18 protein-coding genes are annotated in these 16227 nt (G+C 73.6%); 7 read left to right on the top strand and 11 right to left on the bottom strand.

Going from position 1 to position 16227, the window contains the following annotated elements:
* The first annotated feature begins 115 nt into the window (after nucleotides 1-115).
* Nucleotides 116-1804, top strand: a complete 1689-nt coding sequence (locus tag J8M50_RS18265; RefSeq protein WP_010354004.1) for a DUF885 domain-containing protein — start codon at nucleotides 116-118, stop codon at nucleotides 1802-1804.
* Nucleotides 1805-1833: 29 nt separating this feature from the next.
* Here J8M50_RS18265 and J8M50_RS18260 read toward each other — a convergent pair whose 3' ends face one another.
* Nucleotides 1834-2298 (bottom strand): rhodanese-like domain-containing protein, encoded by a 465-nt coding sequence (locus J8M50_RS18260; protein WP_010354005.1) that lies wholly within the window; start codon nucleotides 2296-2298, stop codon nucleotides 1834-1836.
* 93 nt (nucleotides 2299-2391) lie between these two features.
* Between J8M50_RS18260 and J8M50_RS18255 the strand changes: the two genes are divergently transcribed.
* Nucleotides 2392-2838 (top strand): Lrp/AsnC family transcriptional regulator, encoded by a 447-nt coding sequence (locus tag J8M50_RS18255; RefSeq protein ID WP_010354006.1) that lies wholly within the window; start codon nucleotides 2392-2394, stop codon nucleotides 2836-2838.
* On the opposite strand, the gene J8M50_RS18250 is transcribed toward J8M50_RS18255, so the two are convergent.
* The 5 genes from J8M50_RS18250 to J8M50_RS18230 form a co-directional block, all read right to left on the bottom strand.
* Nucleotides 2832-5816, bottom strand: coding sequence for an AAA family ATPase (locus J8M50_RS18250; protein ID WP_010354007.1), 2985 nt, complete (start codon nucleotides 5814-5816; stop codon nucleotides 2832-2834). The two genes, J8M50_RS18255 and J8M50_RS18250, sit on opposite strands and share 7 nt — an antisense overlap.
* A complete protein-coding gene (locus tag J8M50_RS18245; protein ID WP_010354008.1) occupies nucleotides 5813-6967 on the bottom strand; it encodes an exonuclease SbcCD subunit D in 1155 nt (384 codons plus the stop codon). Before J8M50_RS18245 ends, J8M50_RS18250 begins: the two co-directional genes overlap by 4 nt.
* Nucleotides 6968-7046: 79 nt before the next feature.
* A complete protein-coding gene (locus J8M50_RS18240) occupies nucleotides 7047-7673 on the bottom strand; it encodes a YigZ family protein (protein ID WP_010354009.1) in 627 nt (208 codons plus the stop codon).
* Between the two features lie 24 nt (nucleotides 7674-7697).
* Nucleotides 7698-8252, bottom strand: coding sequence for a SixA phosphatase family protein (locus tag J8M50_RS18235; RefSeq protein ID WP_029183898.1), 555 nt, complete (start codon nucleotides 8250-8252; stop codon nucleotides 7698-7700).
* 56 nt (nucleotides 8253-8308) lie between these two features.
* A complete protein-coding gene (locus J8M50_RS18230) occupies nucleotides 8309-9037 on the bottom strand; it encodes a hypothetical protein (protein ID WP_010354011.1) in 729 nt (242 codons plus the stop codon).
* Nucleotides 9038-9219: 182 nt separating this feature from the next.
* Between J8M50_RS18230 and J8M50_RS18225 the strand changes: the two genes are divergently transcribed.
* Together J8M50_RS18225 and J8M50_RS18220 are read left to right on the top strand one after the other, a co-directional pair.
* Complete coding sequence (locus J8M50_RS18225) at nucleotides 9220-9630, top strand: CoA-binding protein (RefSeq protein WP_010354012.1); 411 nt, start codon at nucleotides 9220-9222, stop codon at nucleotides 9628-9630.
* 39 nt (nucleotides 9631-9669) lie between these two features.
* A complete protein-coding gene (locus tag J8M50_RS18220) occupies nucleotides 9670-10869 on the top strand; it encodes a 4-hydroxybenzoate 3-monooxygenase (RefSeq protein WP_010354013.1) in 1200 nt (399 codons plus the stop codon).
* Nucleotides 10870-10892: 23 nt separating this feature from the next.
* Here J8M50_RS18220 and J8M50_RS18215 read toward each other — a convergent pair whose 3' ends face one another.
* Entirely contained in the window at nucleotides 10893-11249 is a 357-nt protein-coding gene (locus tag J8M50_RS18215) for an ArsR/SmtB family transcription factor (RefSeq protein ID WP_010354014.1), read from the bottom strand.
* 68 nt (nucleotides 11250-11317) lie between these two features.
* On the opposite strand from J8M50_RS18215, the gene J8M50_RS18210 reads away from it, so the two are divergent.
* The gene (locus J8M50_RS18210; RefSeq protein ID WP_010354015.1) at nucleotides 11318-12376 is read left to right on the top strand and encodes a cation diffusion facilitator family transporter; all 1059 of its coding nucleotides are present in this window, start codon (nucleotides 11318-11320) and stop codon (nucleotides 12374-12376) included.
* Between the two features lie 61 nt (nucleotides 12377-12437).
* Here J8M50_RS18210 and J8M50_RS18205 read toward each other — a convergent pair whose 3' ends face one another.
* Genes J8M50_RS18205 through J8M50_RS18195 form a run of 3 tightly spaced genes read right to left on the bottom strand, consistent with a single transcriptional unit; the run spans nucleotide 12438 to nucleotide 14438 of the window.
* Complete coding sequence (locus J8M50_RS18205; protein ID WP_010354017.1) at nucleotides 12438-12998, bottom strand: YbaK/EbsC family protein; 561 nt, start codon at nucleotides 12996-12998, stop codon at nucleotides 12438-12440.
* 57 nt (nucleotides 12999-13055) lie between these two features.
* Nucleotides 13056-13628: a helix-turn-helix domain-containing protein gene (locus tag J8M50_RS18200; RefSeq protein WP_010354018.1), complete on the bottom strand. Its 573-nt coding sequence runs from the start codon at nucleotides 13626-13628 to the stop codon at nucleotides 13056-13058.
* Nucleotides 13629-13673: 45 nt separating this feature from the next.
* The gene (locus J8M50_RS18195) at nucleotides 13674-14438 is read right to left on the bottom strand and encodes an acyltransferase (RefSeq protein ID WP_010354020.1); all 765 of its coding nucleotides are present in this window, start codon (nucleotides 14436-14438) and stop codon (nucleotides 13674-13676) included.
* Nucleotides 14439-14538: 100 nt separating this feature from the next.
* On the opposite strand from J8M50_RS18195, the gene J8M50_RS18190 reads away from it, so the two are divergent.
* Nucleotides 14539-15069 (top strand): gamma carbonic anhydrase family protein, encoded by a 531-nt coding sequence (locus J8M50_RS18190; protein ID WP_010354021.1) that lies wholly within the window; start codon nucleotides 14539-14541, stop codon nucleotides 15067-15069.
* A gap of 57 nt (nucleotides 15070-15126) precedes the next feature.
* Here the strand turns inward: J8M50_RS18190 and J8M50_RS18185 are convergent, their stop codons facing one another.
* Entirely contained in the window at nucleotides 15127-15777 is a 651-nt protein-coding gene (locus J8M50_RS18185; RefSeq protein WP_010354022.1) for a DedA family protein, read from the bottom strand.
* Nucleotides 15778-15938: 161 nt separating this feature from the next.
* On the opposite strand from J8M50_RS18185, the gene J8M50_RS18180 reads away from it, so the two are divergent.
* Nucleotides 15939-16226: a hypothetical protein gene (locus J8M50_RS18180; RefSeq protein WP_040836612.1), complete on the top strand. Its 288-nt coding sequence runs from the start codon at nucleotides 15939-15941 to the stop codon at nucleotides 16224-16226.
* Nucleotide 16227: the final 1 nt, after the last annotated feature.

Genomic DNA, 16227 nt, shown 5'->3' with positions numbered 1-16227 from the left:
GGCGCCGGTCTCTTCGTACGCCGGCGCTCGGCTCTCGGCGAAATCCGGCCTCCCCCGGACCGCTCCCGCACAATCCGGGCTGACGTGACACCGCTATCCGTACGAGGATGTCCGCATGTCAGAGACGAACAGCCCGCTGCCCCGCGAGGTCGCCGACGCGTATGTCGACGGTCTCATCGCCCTCGATCCGGTCACCGGTACCTACCTCGGCGCGAAGGAGAGTTCCCGCCTGATGCCGGACCTCTCGCCCGCCGGTCAGGAGGCGCTGGCGGACCTCTCGCGCCGGACGCTGGCCGCGCTGGACGAGGCGGAGCTCAGGCCCGGCGCGGACAGCGACGTGGAGCGGCGGTGCGCGCGGCTGCTGCGGGAGCGGCTGACGGCCGAACTCGCCGTCCACGAGGCCGGGGAGGGGCTGCGGTCGGTCGGCAACCTGGGGACGCCCGCGCAGCACGTGCGCGAGGTGTTCACGGTGACCCCGGCCGACACGGACGAGGACTGGGCGGCGATCGCCGAGCGGCTGCGGGCCGTGCCCGAGTCGCTGCGCGGCTACCGCGAGTCCCTCGAACTCGGCCTGGAACGCAAGCTGTTCGCGGCCCCGAGGCCCACGGCGACGTTCGTCGAGCAGCTCGGCGAGTGGGCCGACACGGGCGAGGGGAAGGGCTGGTTCGAGGACTTCGCCGCGTCCGGCCCCGACGCGCTGCGTGCCGAACTCGACGCAGCGGCAAGGGAAGCGACCGCCGCGGTCGTCCAACTCCGGGACTGGATCCGGGAGGTGTACGCCCCGGCGATCGAGGACGCCCCGAACGTCGTCGGCCGTGAGCGGTACGCGCGCCTGTCGCGCTACTACAACGGCACCGACCTCGACCTGGACGAGGCGTACGCGTACGGCTGGGCCGAATACCACCGTCTGCTGGGCGAGATGAGGAAGGAGGCCGAGAAGATCCTCCCCGGCGCCGCGACCCCGTGGACGGCGCTCGCGCACCTCGACGAGCACGGCCGGCACATCGAGGGCGTCGACGAGGTCCGCGACTGGCTCCAGAGCGTGATGGACCGCGCGATCGAGTCCCTGGACGGCACGCACTTCGAACTCGCCGAGCGGGTACGGAAGGTGGAGTCCCGCATCGCCCCGCCGGGCAGCGCCGCCGCGCCGTACTACACGGCCCCCTCGGAGGACTTCTCGCGGCCGGGCCGCACCTGGCTCCCGACGATGGGCCAAAGCCGGTTCCCCGTCTACGACTTGGTGTCCACCTGGTACCACGAGGGCGTCCCCGGCCACCACTTGCAGCTCGCGCAGTGGGCGCACGTCGCGGAGAACCTCTCCCGCTACCAGGCGACCGTCGGCATCGTCAGCGCCAACGCCGAGGGCTGGGCCCTGTACGCGGAGCGCCTGATGGACGAACTCGGCTTCCTGGCCGACGCGGAGGAGCGCCTCGGCTACCTGGACGCACAGATGATGCGCGCGGTCCGCGTCATCATCGACATCGGCATGCACCTGGAGCTGGAGATCCCGGCGGACTCCCCGTTCCACCCCGGCGAGCGCTGGACGCCCGAGCTGGGCCAGGAGTTCTTCCTCTCCCACAGCAGCCGCCCGGCCGACTTCGTGGTCAGCGAACTCACCCGCTACCTGACGATCCCCGGCCAGGCCATCGGCTACAAACTCGGCGAGCGCGCCTGGCTGTTGGGACGTGAGAAGGCCCGCGAACGCCACGGCGACGCGTTCGACCTGAAGGCGTGGCACATGGCGGCCCTGTCGCAGGGTTCGCTGGGCCTGGACGACCTGGTGGACGAACTGGCGGCGCTGTAAGGGGTCCTGACGGTTCGCCAAGTCCCCGGTCAGCAGCCACAGTTGTCGGAACCGACAGGTGCGGTCAGCGGATCGGGGACTTGGCGTTCCACCCCCTGCCAGGTCTCGAACGCGAAGCCCTCGCGCACCCAGTACTCGAACCCGCCGAGCATCTCCTTGACCTGGTAGCCGAGTTCGGCGAGCGCGAGGGCGGCGCGGGTGGCGCCGTTGCAGCCGGGTCCCCAGCAGTAGGTGACCACCGGCACGCTCTTGTCGAGGAGTTGCTCCGCCTGCTCGGGGATGAGCGCGGTCGGCAGGTGGACCGCGCCGGGGACGTGCCCCTGGTCCCACGCCTCGGTGGAGCGGGAGTCGATGACGACGAACTCGTCGGTGGGGAGCGCGGCGGCGACGTCGGAGACGTCCGCGTGGAAGGCGAGGCTGGCGCGGAAGTAGGCGGCTGCTTCGGCGGGGGCGGCGGGCGCGGTGCGCAGGACCGGGTTCGTGATCGTCGTCATGGCGGAAAATCTACGGTCGCAGGCGCCGGGCCTGAAGGCCGCTTCCCCGGCCCTGACCTTGATCGGCCGAGGATTCCCCGGCACTCTGACCCCATGACCACGTATTCCCCGGACGCCACCGACTGGCGCATCCTCGACGTCCTCCAGCGCGACGGCCGCGCCTCGTTCGCCGACCTCGCGCGGGCCGTGTCGATGTCGCCGAGCGCGGTGACGGAGCGGGTGCGGCGGCTGGAGGAGGCCGGGGTGATCCAGGGGTACGCGGCGGTCGTCGACCCGGAGCGGCTGGGCCTGCCGATCCTGGCGTTCGTACGGCTCAGGTACCCCAACGGCAACTACAAGCCGTTCCACGACCTGGTGGCGGTCACCCCGGAGATCCTGGAGGCGCACCACGTGACGGGCGACGACTGTTTCGTCATCAAGGTCACCGCCCGTTCGATGCGGCACCTGGAGGAGGTGTCGGGGAAGATCGGCGCGCTCGGGTCGGTGACGACGAGCGTCGTCTACTCCTCGCCCCTGCCGCGCCGCCCGCTCGGTCAGTGACCGCGCCTGCGCAGGGTCGACCCGGTCCGCCCCTTCACCACCTCCAGCTGCGCGTGGATGCGCCGCCGCAGGTCCGCGACGTGGCTGACGATGCCCACGCTGCGGTCGCGCTCGCGCAGTGAGTCCAGGACGTCGAGGACCTCGTCGAGGGTCTGGTCGTCGAGGCTGCCGAACCCCTCGTCGATGAACAGGGTGTCGAGCCGCACCCCGCCCGCCTCGTCGGTGACGACGTCCGCGAGCCCCAGCGCGAGCGCGAGGGACGCGAAGAACGTCTCCCCGCCGGACAGCGTCGCCGTGTCGCGCTCGCGCCCGGTCCAGGCGTCCACGACGTGCAGCCCGAGCCCGCTGCGCCCACGCCCGGAGCGGTCGGCGGAGTGGACGAGGGTGTAGCGCCCGGACGACATGTGCTGGAGCCGTACGGTCGCGGCGGCGGCGACCTGCTCCAGGCGCGCGGCGAGCACGTACGCCTCCAGGCGCATCTTGCGTTCGTTGTCCGCCGAGGTGCCCGCCGTGAGCCCCGCGAGCCGGGCCACCCGGTCGTACTCCCGGCGCAGGGGCGCGAGGGCGCGTACGCCGCTCTCCGCGCGCGTGGAGAGGCGGTCGAGTTCCTCGCAGCGGCGGGCGGCGGCGTCGCGCGCGGAGGCGGCCACTTGGAGTGCCTCGGCGGCTGCGGAGGCGCGGTCGGCGGCGCCGGTGACGTCGGCGGGCGGGCGGCGGGCGGCTGCGGCCGTCCCGGGTTCGGCGAGGACGGCCCGGACGGCGGACTCCTCGGCCTGCCAGGCGTCCAGGCGGTGTTGCAGGTCGCGGTGGACGTCGGGGGCGAGGAGGGCGTCGGCGGCCTCGCGGGGGGTGCCGAAGCCCGCGCGGTAGGCGGCCTCGGCGAGCCGGCCGTCGGCGTCCTTGAGGCGGCTCGCGCTCTCCTCGGCCGTACGGACGGCGTCCGCCGCGCCGGTCAGCAGGTGGGCGCGCCGCTCCAGGTGGGCGGCTCGCGCGGCCACGCTCTCGGCTGTGCCGCGCGCCCGCGCCAACTCCTGTTCAAGGTCGGCCTGTTCGCGCTCCAGGTTCTCGCGGTGGACGGCGCGCGACGCGACGCGTACGGCCGCGTCGCGCTGGACGGCGGTGCGGTGCTCGTGCTCCTGCTCGGCGCGGCGGAGTTCCTCGCGGGCGGGGTGGAGGTCGGACGCCTCGTGGCGCGCGTGCGCGTATTGGCGTTCCAGGTCCTCGAACTCGGCGGTGAGGGTGGCGGTGGGGGTGTCGCCGGCCTCGGCGGAGGCGGCGGCGAGGGCCTGGCGGGTGTCGTTGAGGTGCTGTTCGTCCCGCTCGTGCGCTTCGGCGGCGTGCTGGGAATTCTCGAACGCCTGCTCCTCGGCCGCGCGGTCCACGTGTCCGGCGTCCTTGCGCGCGGGCGCGGGGTGCTCGGTGGCGCCGCAGACCGCGCAGGGGGCGCCGTCGACGAGGCTCGCGGCGAGTTCGGCGGCGATACCGTCGAGGCGCTGCTCCTTGAGGTCGAGCCAGTGCGCGCGGGCCTGCTGGGCGGCTTCGCCGGAGGTGAGGGCTTGCTGTTGGGCGGTGTCGATGTCGCGGGTGAGGCTGTCGCGGAGTTCGGCCGCCGTGAGCCGCCTGCGTGCCGGTTCGCGGCGCTCGGCGAGTTTCTCGGCCCGTGTCGTGGCGTCCTGCGCGGCGTCGATACGGGTCTGGAGGGCCTCGCGGGTCGCGTCCCAGCCGGTGAGCCAGGCTTCCGCGTCGGTGAGGTCGGCGGCGTCGGCGCGCTCCTGGCGGTCCAGGGTCGCGCGGTCGCCGGCCAGTTCGGCGAGCCTGCGTTCCGCTCTGCGGGCGGACTCCAGGCCGCCGAGTTCCTCGGTGGTGCGGCGGGCGGCTGCCGTGAGGGAGGCGGCGTCGGCCTCGCTGTCGGGCTGCGGGAGCAGCGCCCGCGCGCGGGCCTCGTCGCTCGCAGCTCTGGCGTGCTCCGCGTCGGCCTGCTCACGCAGGGCCAGCGCCGGTTGGACCGCCTCCGCCTTCCGCGCGCGGTCCATGCGGGCGCGGGCCTCCTCGTAGGCGCCGGAGCGTTCCTGGAGCAGCGCCGCGCGGGCCTGCGCCTCGCCGAAACGGCGCTGGAGTCCGGCGAGTTCGCGTACGTCGTCCAGCGCGCGTTGTGCCGCGTTCTGGGCCGACTCCGCCGCCGCGCGTCCGCAGTGGGCGATCGTGAGCTGTTCGCGGGCCGTGCTGCGGGCGATCGCTGCCGCGGCGAGGACCTCTTCCGCCAGCCCCGGTTCGCCGGGGGTGAGGTCGGGGAGGTCGAACGTGTCACCGGCCGCCTGCTGCATGCGGTGCGCGTCCGCGAGGAGGGTGGCGTCGCCGTCCTTGACGCGGGCTTCCGCGGTGCGGCGGCGGTCGGCGAGGCGCTGCTCCACCTCGGCGAAGCGCCGGGTGTCGAAGAGGCGGCCGAGGAGCTTGCCGCGTGCTTCCGCGTCCGCGCGCAGGAAGCGGGCGAAGTCGCCCTGCGGGAGGAGGACGACCTGGCAGAACTGTTCGCGGCTCATGCCGAGGAGCTGGGTGATCTCCTCGCCGATCTCCTGGTGGGAGCGGCTGAGGTCCTTCCAGGTGCCCGCCTTGTGCTCCCTGAGCCAGGTCTGGGCCTTGTCGAGGGTGGTGCCCGCGCCGCGCTTCTTGGGGCGCTGCCACGGGGGTTGCCGGGTGATCTCCAGCCTGCGTCCGGCCACGGTGAGGTCGAGGGTGACCTCCGTGCGGACGTCCGGGGCGGCGTGGTCGCTGCGCAGGGTGAGTCCCTGGCCGCTCTGCCGGTCCCCGGGGACGACGCCGTACAGGGCGTAGCAGACGGCGTCCAGGACGGAGGTCTTGCCCGCGCCGGTGGGGCCGTGGAGGAGGAAGAGGCCGGCGGTGGAGAGGGCGTCGAAGTCGACGGTCTGGGAGGCGCCGAAGGGGCCGAAGGCGGTGAGGGAGAGCCGGTGCAGCCTCATCGGACCACCGCCTCTTGCGTGCGCACCGCGTCGAACGCCGCCCTCAGCACGCCCTGTTCGTCCGAGTCCGGGCCCGCTCCGCGTACGTGCGTCACGAAGTCCTCGGCGATCTCCTGGTCCGTGCGGCCCGCGAGGCGGCGCGCGTACGACGCCTCGGGGTCCTCCGGGGTGCGGTCGGGGGCGAAGGCCAGGTTCAGGGTGTGGGGGAAGCGGGTGGTGAGGCGGGCCATGGGGTCGGTGGGGCGGACCGGGTCCGTGAGGGTCGCCTCCACCCACGCGTCCTCGTGCCGGGTCAGCTCCGGGTCCAACAGGAGGTGCTCCAGCGTGCCCCTGATGCGTGCCAGGGCCCTCGGGACGGGGCAGTCCACGCGGTCCGCCGTCACCTCGCCGTCCGCGCCCAGGTCGATCAGCCACATGCTCTTGCGGTGGGCCGACTCCGAGAACGAGTACGGCAGGGGCGAGCCGGAGTAGCGGACGCGGGGCGTGAGGGTCTGGGCGCCGTGGAGGTGGCCCAGCGCGACGTAGTCGACGCCGTCGAAGACGCCCGCCGGGACGGACGCGACGCCCCCGACCGTGATGTCCCGCTCGCTGTCGCTGGGCTGTCCGCCGGTGACGAAGGCGTGCGCGAGGACGACGGAGCGGGTGCACGGCGCGCGGGTGGCGAGGTCGGCGCGGACGCGGTCCATGGCGGCGGCGAGGACCGCTTCGTGCCCAGCCTTCTCGACGCCGAACTCGTCCTTCACGAGGGCCGGTTCAAGGTACGGGAGGCCGTAGAAGGCGACGTCCCCGTGCGCGTGCGGGACGATCACCGGGGTGCCCGCCGACGCGGGGTCCGTGCGCAGGTGGATGCCCGCGCGGTCGATGAGCCCGGCGCCGACGCCGAGGCGGCGGGCCGAGTCGTGGTTGCCGGAGATCAGCACCGTCGGCACGCCGAGGTCGGCCAGCCGGTGCAGGGCGTCGTCGAACAGCTCCACCGCCGCGAGGGACGGGACCGCGCGGTCGTACACGTCCCCCGACACCACCACCGCGTCGACCTCGCGTTCGCGCGCGGTCGCCACCAGGTGGGCGATGAATCCGGCCTGGGCATCGAGCATGTCCACCCGGTGGAACGCCCGGCCCAGATGCCAGTCGGAAGTGTGCAGGAGCCTCATGCTCACCGAGGTTAACGGCCGGGTCTGACATCACGTGCGGCGTCGGTGACACCAGCGCTTTCCGGGGCCCTCACCTGCCTCACACCTCCCCGTACGCCTCCCCGCCCAGTTCGAACCCCGCCGTCCCCGCCGTCGCGTCCGCGAGCCAGCCCCGGAACGCGGGCACATCGGCGTCGGGCAGCCCGATCTCGATGGTGACGGCCTCCTCGTACCGGACGTCGCGGACCTCGCGCCCGGTCGCGCGCAGGTCGTTCTGGAGCTTCCCGGCGCGCTGGTGGTCGACGGTGAGGGTCGCGAGGCGGAAGCGGCGCCGGGTAATCGTGCCGAGGGTGTCGATGGCCTCGCCGACGGCGCCTCCGTAGGCCCGGATGAGGCCGCCCGCGCCGAGTTTGACGCCGCCGTAGTAGCGGGTGACGACGGCGACGACGTACCGCATGTCCCTGCGGGTCAGCATCTGGAGCATGGGGAGCCCGGCGGTGCCGCCCGGTTCGCCGTCGTCGCTGGCCTTCTGCACGGACGCGTCGGCGCCGATGACGTACGCCCAGCAGTTGTGCGTGGCGTCGGCGTACTCCTTGCGGACGGACGCGACGAAGTCCTGGGCCTCGCGCTCGGTGGCCGCCGGTGCGAGCGCGCACAGGAAGCGGGAGCGGTTGACCTCGGTCTCGTGCACGCCCGCGCGGGCGACGGTTCGGTACTCGTCCTGCATCCGGTCAGCCTACGGGGCGGCCGGTCAGGGCTTCTTCCCGCGCGGGACGGTCACCGAGGTCAGGAGCGCCGTCCCGCGCGCGAGCGTGCGCCAGGTCGTCGCGTGCCAGGCGAGGACGGCGATCGCGGAGGTGGGGAACTTCACGGCGACCCGCTCCAGGGTGTCGTCCACGCCGTCGCCCGCGAGGTCCAGGACCAGGTCCTCCAGGCCGGGGTTGTGGCCGACCAGGAGGAGCGTCTCGACCTCGGGCGGCGTCTCGCGCAGGACGTCGAGAAGCTCGGGGACGTCGGCGCCGTAGAGGCGCGGGTCGTGGCGTACGGGAGGCGGGGTGGCCCACTCGCGCGACGCCAAGTCCCAGGTGCGGTGGGCACGTTCGGCGGTGGAGCACAGGGCGAGGTCGGGAAGGCAGTCGGCCTCGGCGAGGGCGCGTCCGGCGGCGGGGGCGTCGCGCAGGCCCCGGGGGCCGAGGGGGCGGTCGTGGTCGGGGACGCCGTCGGGCCAGGCGGACTTGGCGTGCCGCAGGACGACGAGGCGGCGCAGGGGGCCGGTGCCGGCGGGGACGAAGGCGTCCCCGACCACGACCGCCCTCTCGGCCCCCGCGTAGGCGCGCGGCACCTCCTCGCCGCCCCGCGCGCTCACGCCAGGCTCCCGAGGTCGCGTGCGAGGTCGAGGCCGAGGAGGCGGTCGGCGTACGCGTACGTCTCGAAACGGGCGCCGTCGGGGAGGGCGGGGTCGGTCTCCACGTCGCGCAGGACGCCGAGGACCGCCGGGACGTCGAGGTCGTCCTCCCAGGCGTGGCGCAGGCGCGCGCGTACGGCGTCGGGGACCGGGCGCGAGGGTCTGCGGGCCCAGTCGGCGACGGCGTGCCGCCAGCGCGCCAGCGTCTCGCGGGCCTCGCGCACCGCGTCCTCGTCGAGCCTGAGGGCCGTCCCCCGGCGCGCGGCGAGCAGCGCGAGGCGCAGGACGGCCGGGTCGGTGTCCCAGGCCGCCGAGGGGCTCGTCACGCCCTCCACGGGGGCCACGGTGAGCACCAGCCCGTCGGGCCTGGCGCCGTCCTCCCGCGCGACGTGCACCACCTGGGCCTCCCCGAGTCCCGCCCCGACGTCCCGGCTGTCCTCGAAGGGCCGCGTCCCGAGCGCCACCGCCCCGGCCCGCAGCTCGGCCTGATCACGCTCCCCGGTGAGCAGCGTCCACACGGGCGTGCCGCCGAGTTCGAGCGCCCGCACGAGGAGGTCGGCGACGAGCAGCACGCGCAGGGAGCCCGTCCCGTACCCCGAGGCGTGCACCTCGACGCGGGTGAGACCACGGCGGACAGGGGCTGCGGCGACGGGCTGGCCGGTACGGGCGTCGATGATGCGGAGCACGGGGCGAGCGTAGGCGGCCCGGCGCCCGCGCGCAGTGCGATGGAGGGGAACGGCGGGAAAGTCGCGGAAATCAGGACACCGGTGGAGCGCCCCGCGCGCGCGTACGGGCCGCCCGGAATCCCCCGCCCCCTCCGGCGGTTGGCACCAGCGACACTTCTTCCCGCGCCCCTCTGGAGGCCCCCGTGTACGGCGACGAGGCAACGGTCCGCAAGATCCTCACCGAGAGCGGCGACACCTGGGCCGTGGTGGGCCTGTCGACGAACCCCACGCGCGCGGCGTACGGGGTCGCCGAGGTGCTCCAGCGGTTCGGGAAGCGGGTCGTGCCGGTGCACCCGAAGGCGGAGACGGTGCACGGGGAGCAGGGGTACGCGTCCCTCGCGGAGATCCCGTTCGCCGTGGACGTGGTGGACGTCTTCGTGAACAGCGACCTCGCGGGCGCGGTGGCCGACGAGGCGGTGGCGAAGGGCGCGAAGGCGGTGTGGTTCCAGTTGGGCGTGGTCGACGAGGACGCCTACGCGCGTACGCGTGCGCAGGGCGTCGACATGGTCATGGACCGCTGCCCCGCGATCGAGATCCCGAGGCTGGGCCGCTAGGCCGGAGGCGTTGTCGGACCCGGCGTCCATACTGGCGGTGTGAACTCACCGTCCCCCGAACGCGTTCCGGTTGTCGTCATCGGCGCAGGGCCCGCGGGCCTCGCCGTCGGCACGATCCTGCGGGCCGCGTCGGTGGACTGCGTGGTGCTGGAGGCGCAGAGCAGGGCATTCATCGAACAGCGCCCGCGCGCGGGGGTGCTGGAGGAGTGGGCCGTGCGCGCGCTGGTCCGGCGGGGCCTCGCGCACCGTCTGCTGGAGCGGGCCGAGCGGCACTCGGCGTGCGAGTTCCGCTTCGGGGGCGCCGGATACCGCTTCGCGTACGGCGAGCTGACGGGCCGCCACCACTACGTCTACCCGCAGCCGTTGCTGGTCACGGACCTCGTCCGGGAGTACGCGGACGTCCGCGCGGGGGACGCCCGCTTCGGGGTCCGGGACGTCGAGATCGGCGATCTCACGACAGCGCGCCCGACGGTGTCGTACACCGATCCCACGGGTGAACGGCGGCTGCTGCACTGCGACTTCGTGGTGGGCGCGGACGGCGCGCGCGGGGTGAGCCGTCCGGCGATACCGGAGGGCCACGCGCGGGTGGCCCGGCACGACTACGGCATCGGCTGGCTGGCGCTCCTCGCGCAGGCGCCGCCGTCCTCGGACTGCGTGCTGTTCGGTGTGCATCCGGACGGGTTCGCCGGGCACATGGCGCGCAGCCCCGAGGTGACCCGGTACTACCTCCAGTGCCCGCCCGGGGACGACCCGGACAACTGGCCGCCGCAGCGCGTGTGGGCGGCCCTGCGGACGCGCCTGGAGGCGGCCGGTGCCCCCTCGCTCACCGAGGGCGAGCTGATCGAGAAGCGTGTCCTGGACATGCACGACTACGTGGTCGAGCCGATGGCGTACGGGCGGCTCTTCCTCGCCGGGGACGCGGCGCACCTGATCGCCCCGATCGCCGCGAAGGGCATGAACCTCGCGCTGCACGACGCGTTCCTGCTCGGCGACGCGCTGGTGGCCTACCTGCTGCGGGGCGACGGGCGGGGGCTCGACGGGTACTCGGACGCGTGTCTGCGCCGCGTGTGGGACTACCAGGAGTTCTCGCAGTGGCTGTCGGAGGTCTACCACGGCTCCGCGACCGGGGACCCCTTCCGCGCGGGGACCTCGTTCGCGCGGCTGCGGCGGCTGTTCACGTCACCGGCGGCGGCCTCGGCGTTCGCGGAGCAGTACTTGGGCAGCGCCGAGCACTACTGAGCCGAGCACCCCTGAGCCGAGCACTACTGAGGCGCCGGGTCCGGGCCCGTCTCGGTCATCCGGTGGTCCGCCACGTTCAGCGCCTCCGCGACCAGCCGCTCCAGGTGGCTGTGGCGCAGCGAGTAGATCACCCGCCGTCCCTCCTTGCGCGTGCTCACGAGCCCGGCCAGCCGCAGCCGCGCGAGGTGCTGGCTGACGGCCGGACGCGCGGCGCCGCACACCTCCGTGAGCGTCCCGACGTCCGCCTCGCCCTCCTTCAGGGCGTGCAGCAGGGTCAGGCGGGTGCGGTCGCCCAGCAGCGCGAGGAGTTCGGCGGCTAGGGCGAACTGTTCCTCGCCGGGGGTGAGTGGGTGCGCATGGTGTGCAGATGAAAGGTGCATGCGTGCGCTCATACGCACATAATGCGGCGGGAGGCTGGGTAAGTCCAGGGCGAGGGAAGGGGAACGCGATGAGCGGACAGCACCACCAGGGGCACGAGCACCCGCACGAGCACCCGCACGGACATGAGCACGCACACCCGCGCCCCCTCCGCCACCGCCTCGCGCACCTCTTGCGCCCCCACTCCCACGAGACCGCCGACAAGCTGGACCCCGCCCTGGAGTCCTCCGCGCGCGGCATGCGGGCCCTGTGGATCTCGCTCGCGATCCTCGGCGCGACCGCCCTCACCCAGGCCGCCGTCGTCGCCGTCTCCGGCTCCGTCGCCCTCCTCGGCGACACCGTCCACAACGCGGCGGACGCCCTCACGGCCGTTCCGCTGGGCATCGCCTTCGTGCTGGGCCGCCGCGCGGCGACCCGGCGTTTCACGTACGGCTACGGCCGGGCCGAGGACCTCGCGGGCATCGTGATCGTGCTGACGATCGCGGCGTCGGCGGCGTTCGCGGGGTGGGTGGCGCTGGACCGGCTCCTGGACCCGCGTCCCGTCGACCACGTCGGGGCGGTGGCCGTCGCCGCGCTGGCCGGTTTCGCCGGGAACGAGTGGGTGGCCCGCTACCGCATCCGCGTCGGCCGCGAGATCGGCTCGGCCGCGCTGGTCGCCGACGGACTGCACGCCCGCACGGACGGGTTCACCTCGCTCGCGGTGCTGCTCGGCGCGGGCGGCTCCGCGCTGGGCTGGCAACTCGCCGACCCGATCGTGGGGTTGGCGATCACGGCGGCGATCGTCCTCGTCCTGCGCGACGCCGCGCGCGAGGTGTTCCGGCGCGTCATGGACGCGGTCGACCCGGCCCTCACGGACCGCGCGGAAGCGGCCCTCCGGGAGGTCCAAGGGGTGCGTGACGTGGGCGAGTTGCGCCTGCGCTGGATAGGCCACCGCCTGCGCGCGGAGGTCGCGGTCGTGGTGGACGGCGAGGCGACGGTCCGCGAGGCCCACGAGATCGCGGTGGCGGCGGAACACGCGCTCCTGCACGCCGTACCCCGCCTCACCGCAGCCCTGGTCCACGCGGACCCGGCACCACAACAGGGCTTGGCGGACCCGCACTTGGGGCTGGCGCACCATGCGCGGGCGTGAACGCGACGGGGCACGCCCGAGCGGCGTCGAGCGGGGTCTCACCCCGCCCTCCGACTCGCCTTCAGACCCGAACCCCCAACCCCTCCACCACCACAACCCCCGCCAGCTCCCCGAACGCCTTCCCCGGCACCAGCAGCTTCCCCCTCCGCCGCCCGCTCCCCACCAGCACCCACGGCAGCTCCACCACCGCCGCGTCCACCAACACCGGCCACCCGCCCGGCAGTCCGATCGGCGTGATCCCCCCGTACTCCATCCCGGACTCCCCGGTGGCGACGTCCATCGACGCGAACGACGCCTTGCGCGCGCCCAGTTGGCGGCGGACCACCCCGTTGACGTCCACCCGCGTCGTCGACAGCACCACGCACGCGGCCAGGGTCGTCTCCCCGCCCCGCTTCCCCGCGACCACGACACAGTTCGCCGACTGCTCCAGCAGCTCGCGCCCGTAGTGCTCGACGAACACGGCGGTGTCGGCCCACTGCGGATCGGTGTCGACGTACAGGATCTGGTCCGCGGGAACGTTCGCACTCCAGCCGCGTACGGCGTCGGCGACCGGGCCGACCAGGTCGTCGAGGCAGTCGGGGGCAGGGGTCGCGGTGTCGAAGTCTCCGATGGGTGCGCGCATGGCCGCACGCTAACAGCAGGCGCCGCGACCGCCGGACACGCCCGGGATGCGACCGCCTCAGGACACCGGCGGCACCGAGACCGCGAGGACCAGGACAGCCGGTACGGGACCCTGATTGCCGTACGTGTGCGGGTTGTTGGCGTCGAACGTCGCGCTCGCGCCGGTCGGTACGCGGTACTCCGTGTCGTCGACCGTGAGGGTCAGCTCGCCGGAGGTGACGTGGAGGAGTTCGACCGTCCCGGCGGGATGCGGCTCGGACGTACTGCTCTCGCCCGGCATCAGCTTCCATTCCCACAGCTCGACGGGGCCGGGCGCCTCCGTGCCCGCGAGGAGCCGGCTGTAGCTGCCCGCGTCGGTGTGCCAGAGGCGTACCGCGGCCTCGCCGGGGACGATGCGGACCTTCGCGCCCCGCTCGTAGTCGAGCAGCGTCGTGATGCTGACCCCCAGCGCGTCGCCGATCTTCACGACCGTGCCGATGCTCGGGTTGGTGCGGGCCTGTTCGATCTGGATGAGCATCCCCCGGCTCACCCCGGCCCGCGCGGCGAGGACGTCGAGGGTGAAGCCGCGTACGGCCCGCCAGTGCTTGACGTTGCGTGCCAGGTACTGGGTCAGCAGTTCGAGGTCCGCCACGATCCATCCACTTCAGGGCCGGTACTTGGGAAGCGCCGAGTCTACTCAGCGCTCCGGTTCGAGCCGCGCCAGCCCCGCCACGGTCTCCTCGTCGAGACCGGACAGCGCGACGAGTTCCTCGGAGGTGACGCCCTCGGGGATCGGCACGGGCGGGGGCGTACGCAGGGGCGGCTGCCAGCCCTCGGCGGGGGTCCAGCGGCGTACGACCCGCGCGGGCGCGCCCGCGACGACGGCGTGGTCGGGGACCTCGCCCCGGACCACCGCCCCGGCGGCGACGACCACGTTCCGGCCGATCCGCGCGCCCGGGAGGATCACCGCGCCGGTGCCGATCCAGCAGCCGGGGCCGATCTCGACGGGCTCCATGCGGGGCCACTGCTTGCCTATGGGCTCGTGGGGATCGTCGTACGAATGGTTCGTGGACGTGACGTACACGTACGGCCCGAAGTAGCAGTCCCTGCCGATCGTCACCGTCGTGTCCGCGATGACGTGGCTGCCCCGGCCGAGGACGACGCCGTCGCCGATGCGCAGGATCGGGTCGGGGCCGAGGTCGAGGCCGGGCATGAGACCGGCCGTCAGCGTGACCTGTTCGGCGATGATGCAGTAGGAGCCGAGGTGGATCCAGGGCTCGCCGAAGACCGTGCCGAGCGGAAACGCGAGGCGGGTGTGCTCGCCGATCGCGCCGAAGCGCAGGCGGCCGGGGCGCTCGGCGGTCACCGCGCCCGTGCTGCGCACCCACTCCCACCCGGCGTGCACGGCGCGCTGGGCGAGACGACGCCGCCAGGACGAGAACGTGTTCTTGGGCTTCGGCACGCGCCCACCGTAGTCGCCCGCGCACGACCCCGCCCTGTGATCTTCACCCCACACCCGGTGGCGTACGGTGCGGTGACACCAGCGACACGAGGAGGCGTCGATGACGCAGCGGGCTCTGATCACGGGCATCGGGGGCAGGGAGCCGAAGATCGACGGCGAGGCGTTCGTCGCGCCGACGGCGACCGTGATCGGCGACGTGACGCTCGGGGCGGGCGCGAGTGTCTGGTACGGGGCCGTCCTGCGTGGGGACGTCGAGTCCATCGCGGTCGGCGCGGACAGCAACGTCCAGGACAACTGCACGCTGCACGCGGACCCCGGGTTCCCGGTGCGCATCGGGGAGCGGGTGTCGGTCGGGCACAACGCGGTCGTGCACGGGGCGACGGTGGAGGACGACTGCCTGGTCGGGATGGGGGCGACCGTCCTCAACGGCGCGGTGATCGGGGCGGGTTCACTGATCGCCGCACAGGCGCTGGTCCCGCAGGGGATGGTGGTCCCGCCCGGGTCGCTGGTCGCGGGGGTCCCGGCGAAGGTGCGGCGCGAGCTGACGCCGGAGGAGCGCGAAGGGGTCACGTTCAACGGCACGGTGTACGCGGAACTGGCCAAGGAACACAAGGGAGTTCACGAAGCCTGACCCCATTACGGCGCGGGCGCCCAAAACCTCACAGCGCCCGGCCCCCAGCACGCGCCCTCACTCCGCCGCAGGCACCGGCTCCGCACCCTCCGCATCCCCCTGCGCCTGCGCCTTCTTCGCCTTCCGCTTCAGCACCAGCATCGACGTGACCCCGATGAGCAGCGCGAGGACCAGCCCCAGCCACGAGAACCGCTTCAGCCAGTCCTCGGCGACGATCCCGACGTAGTAGATGACGGCGGTGGTGCCCCCGGCCCAGACGATCCCGCCGAGGACGTTCGCCGTGAGGAACTTCCAGTACGGCATGTGCAGCACCCCCGCGAGGGGCCCGGCGAAGATCCGCAGCAGGGCGATGAAGCGGCCGAAGAAGACCGCCCACATGCCCCACTTCTCGAAGGAGCGCTCGGCGGTCGCGATGTGCCCGGCGCCGAAGTGGCGGGGGAACTTCTTGCCGAGCCAGGCGAGCAGCGGCCGTCCGCCCTTGCGGCCGATCGCGTAGCCGATGGAGTCACCGACGACGGCGCCGACGGTCGCGCAGGCGCCGAGGATGATCGGGTTGACCCCCGCGTGCTGGGAGGAGAGCAGCGCGGCCGAGACGAGGATGATCTCGCCGGGCAGCGGGATGCCGAGGCTCTCCAGGCCGATGACCAGCCCCACCACGGCGTATACGGCGGCCGGGGGCACCGAGTCGAGCCACTCCTGGACGTGCACCGCCGGGTTCCTTCCGTTGGACGTCGACGAACTCCGCGAGCCTACCGAACGCGCGGGGTGTAGCGGGCTACACCTCGGGTCCGGGTGCGCGCTCCCTCGTGCGGGCCCCCGGCCGACGGGATCGTAAGGAGCACCACCGACCGAAGGGCTCCTCCGTGATCATGCTCCGCCACCGCCGCCTCGCCACCCTCGCCTCGGCCGCGGCCGTCGTTGCCCTGTCGGCCACCCTGCTCACCGGCTGCGAGTGGGGCGACGCCTCCGACTGCCTGTCCAACGCGGACACGACCAACCACGAGAAGGACTGGGACGGCAGCAAGGCCGACAAGGCGGTGGACGACCTGAACCGCGCGATCCAGGACTACAACCGCGACATCCTCGACGGCGACTCCCCCGACTCCACGGAGATCGACCGAGCCGCCGAACACCTCAAGGACGTCTGCACGAACTGAC

The organism is Streptomyces acidiscabies (genome assembly GCF_020010905.1).
Taxonomy (GTDB): Bacteria; Actinomycetota; Actinomycetes; order Streptomycetales; family Streptomycetaceae; genus Streptomyces; species Streptomyces acidiscabies.
This window is presented reverse-complemented; position numbering and strand designations above follow the sequence as displayed.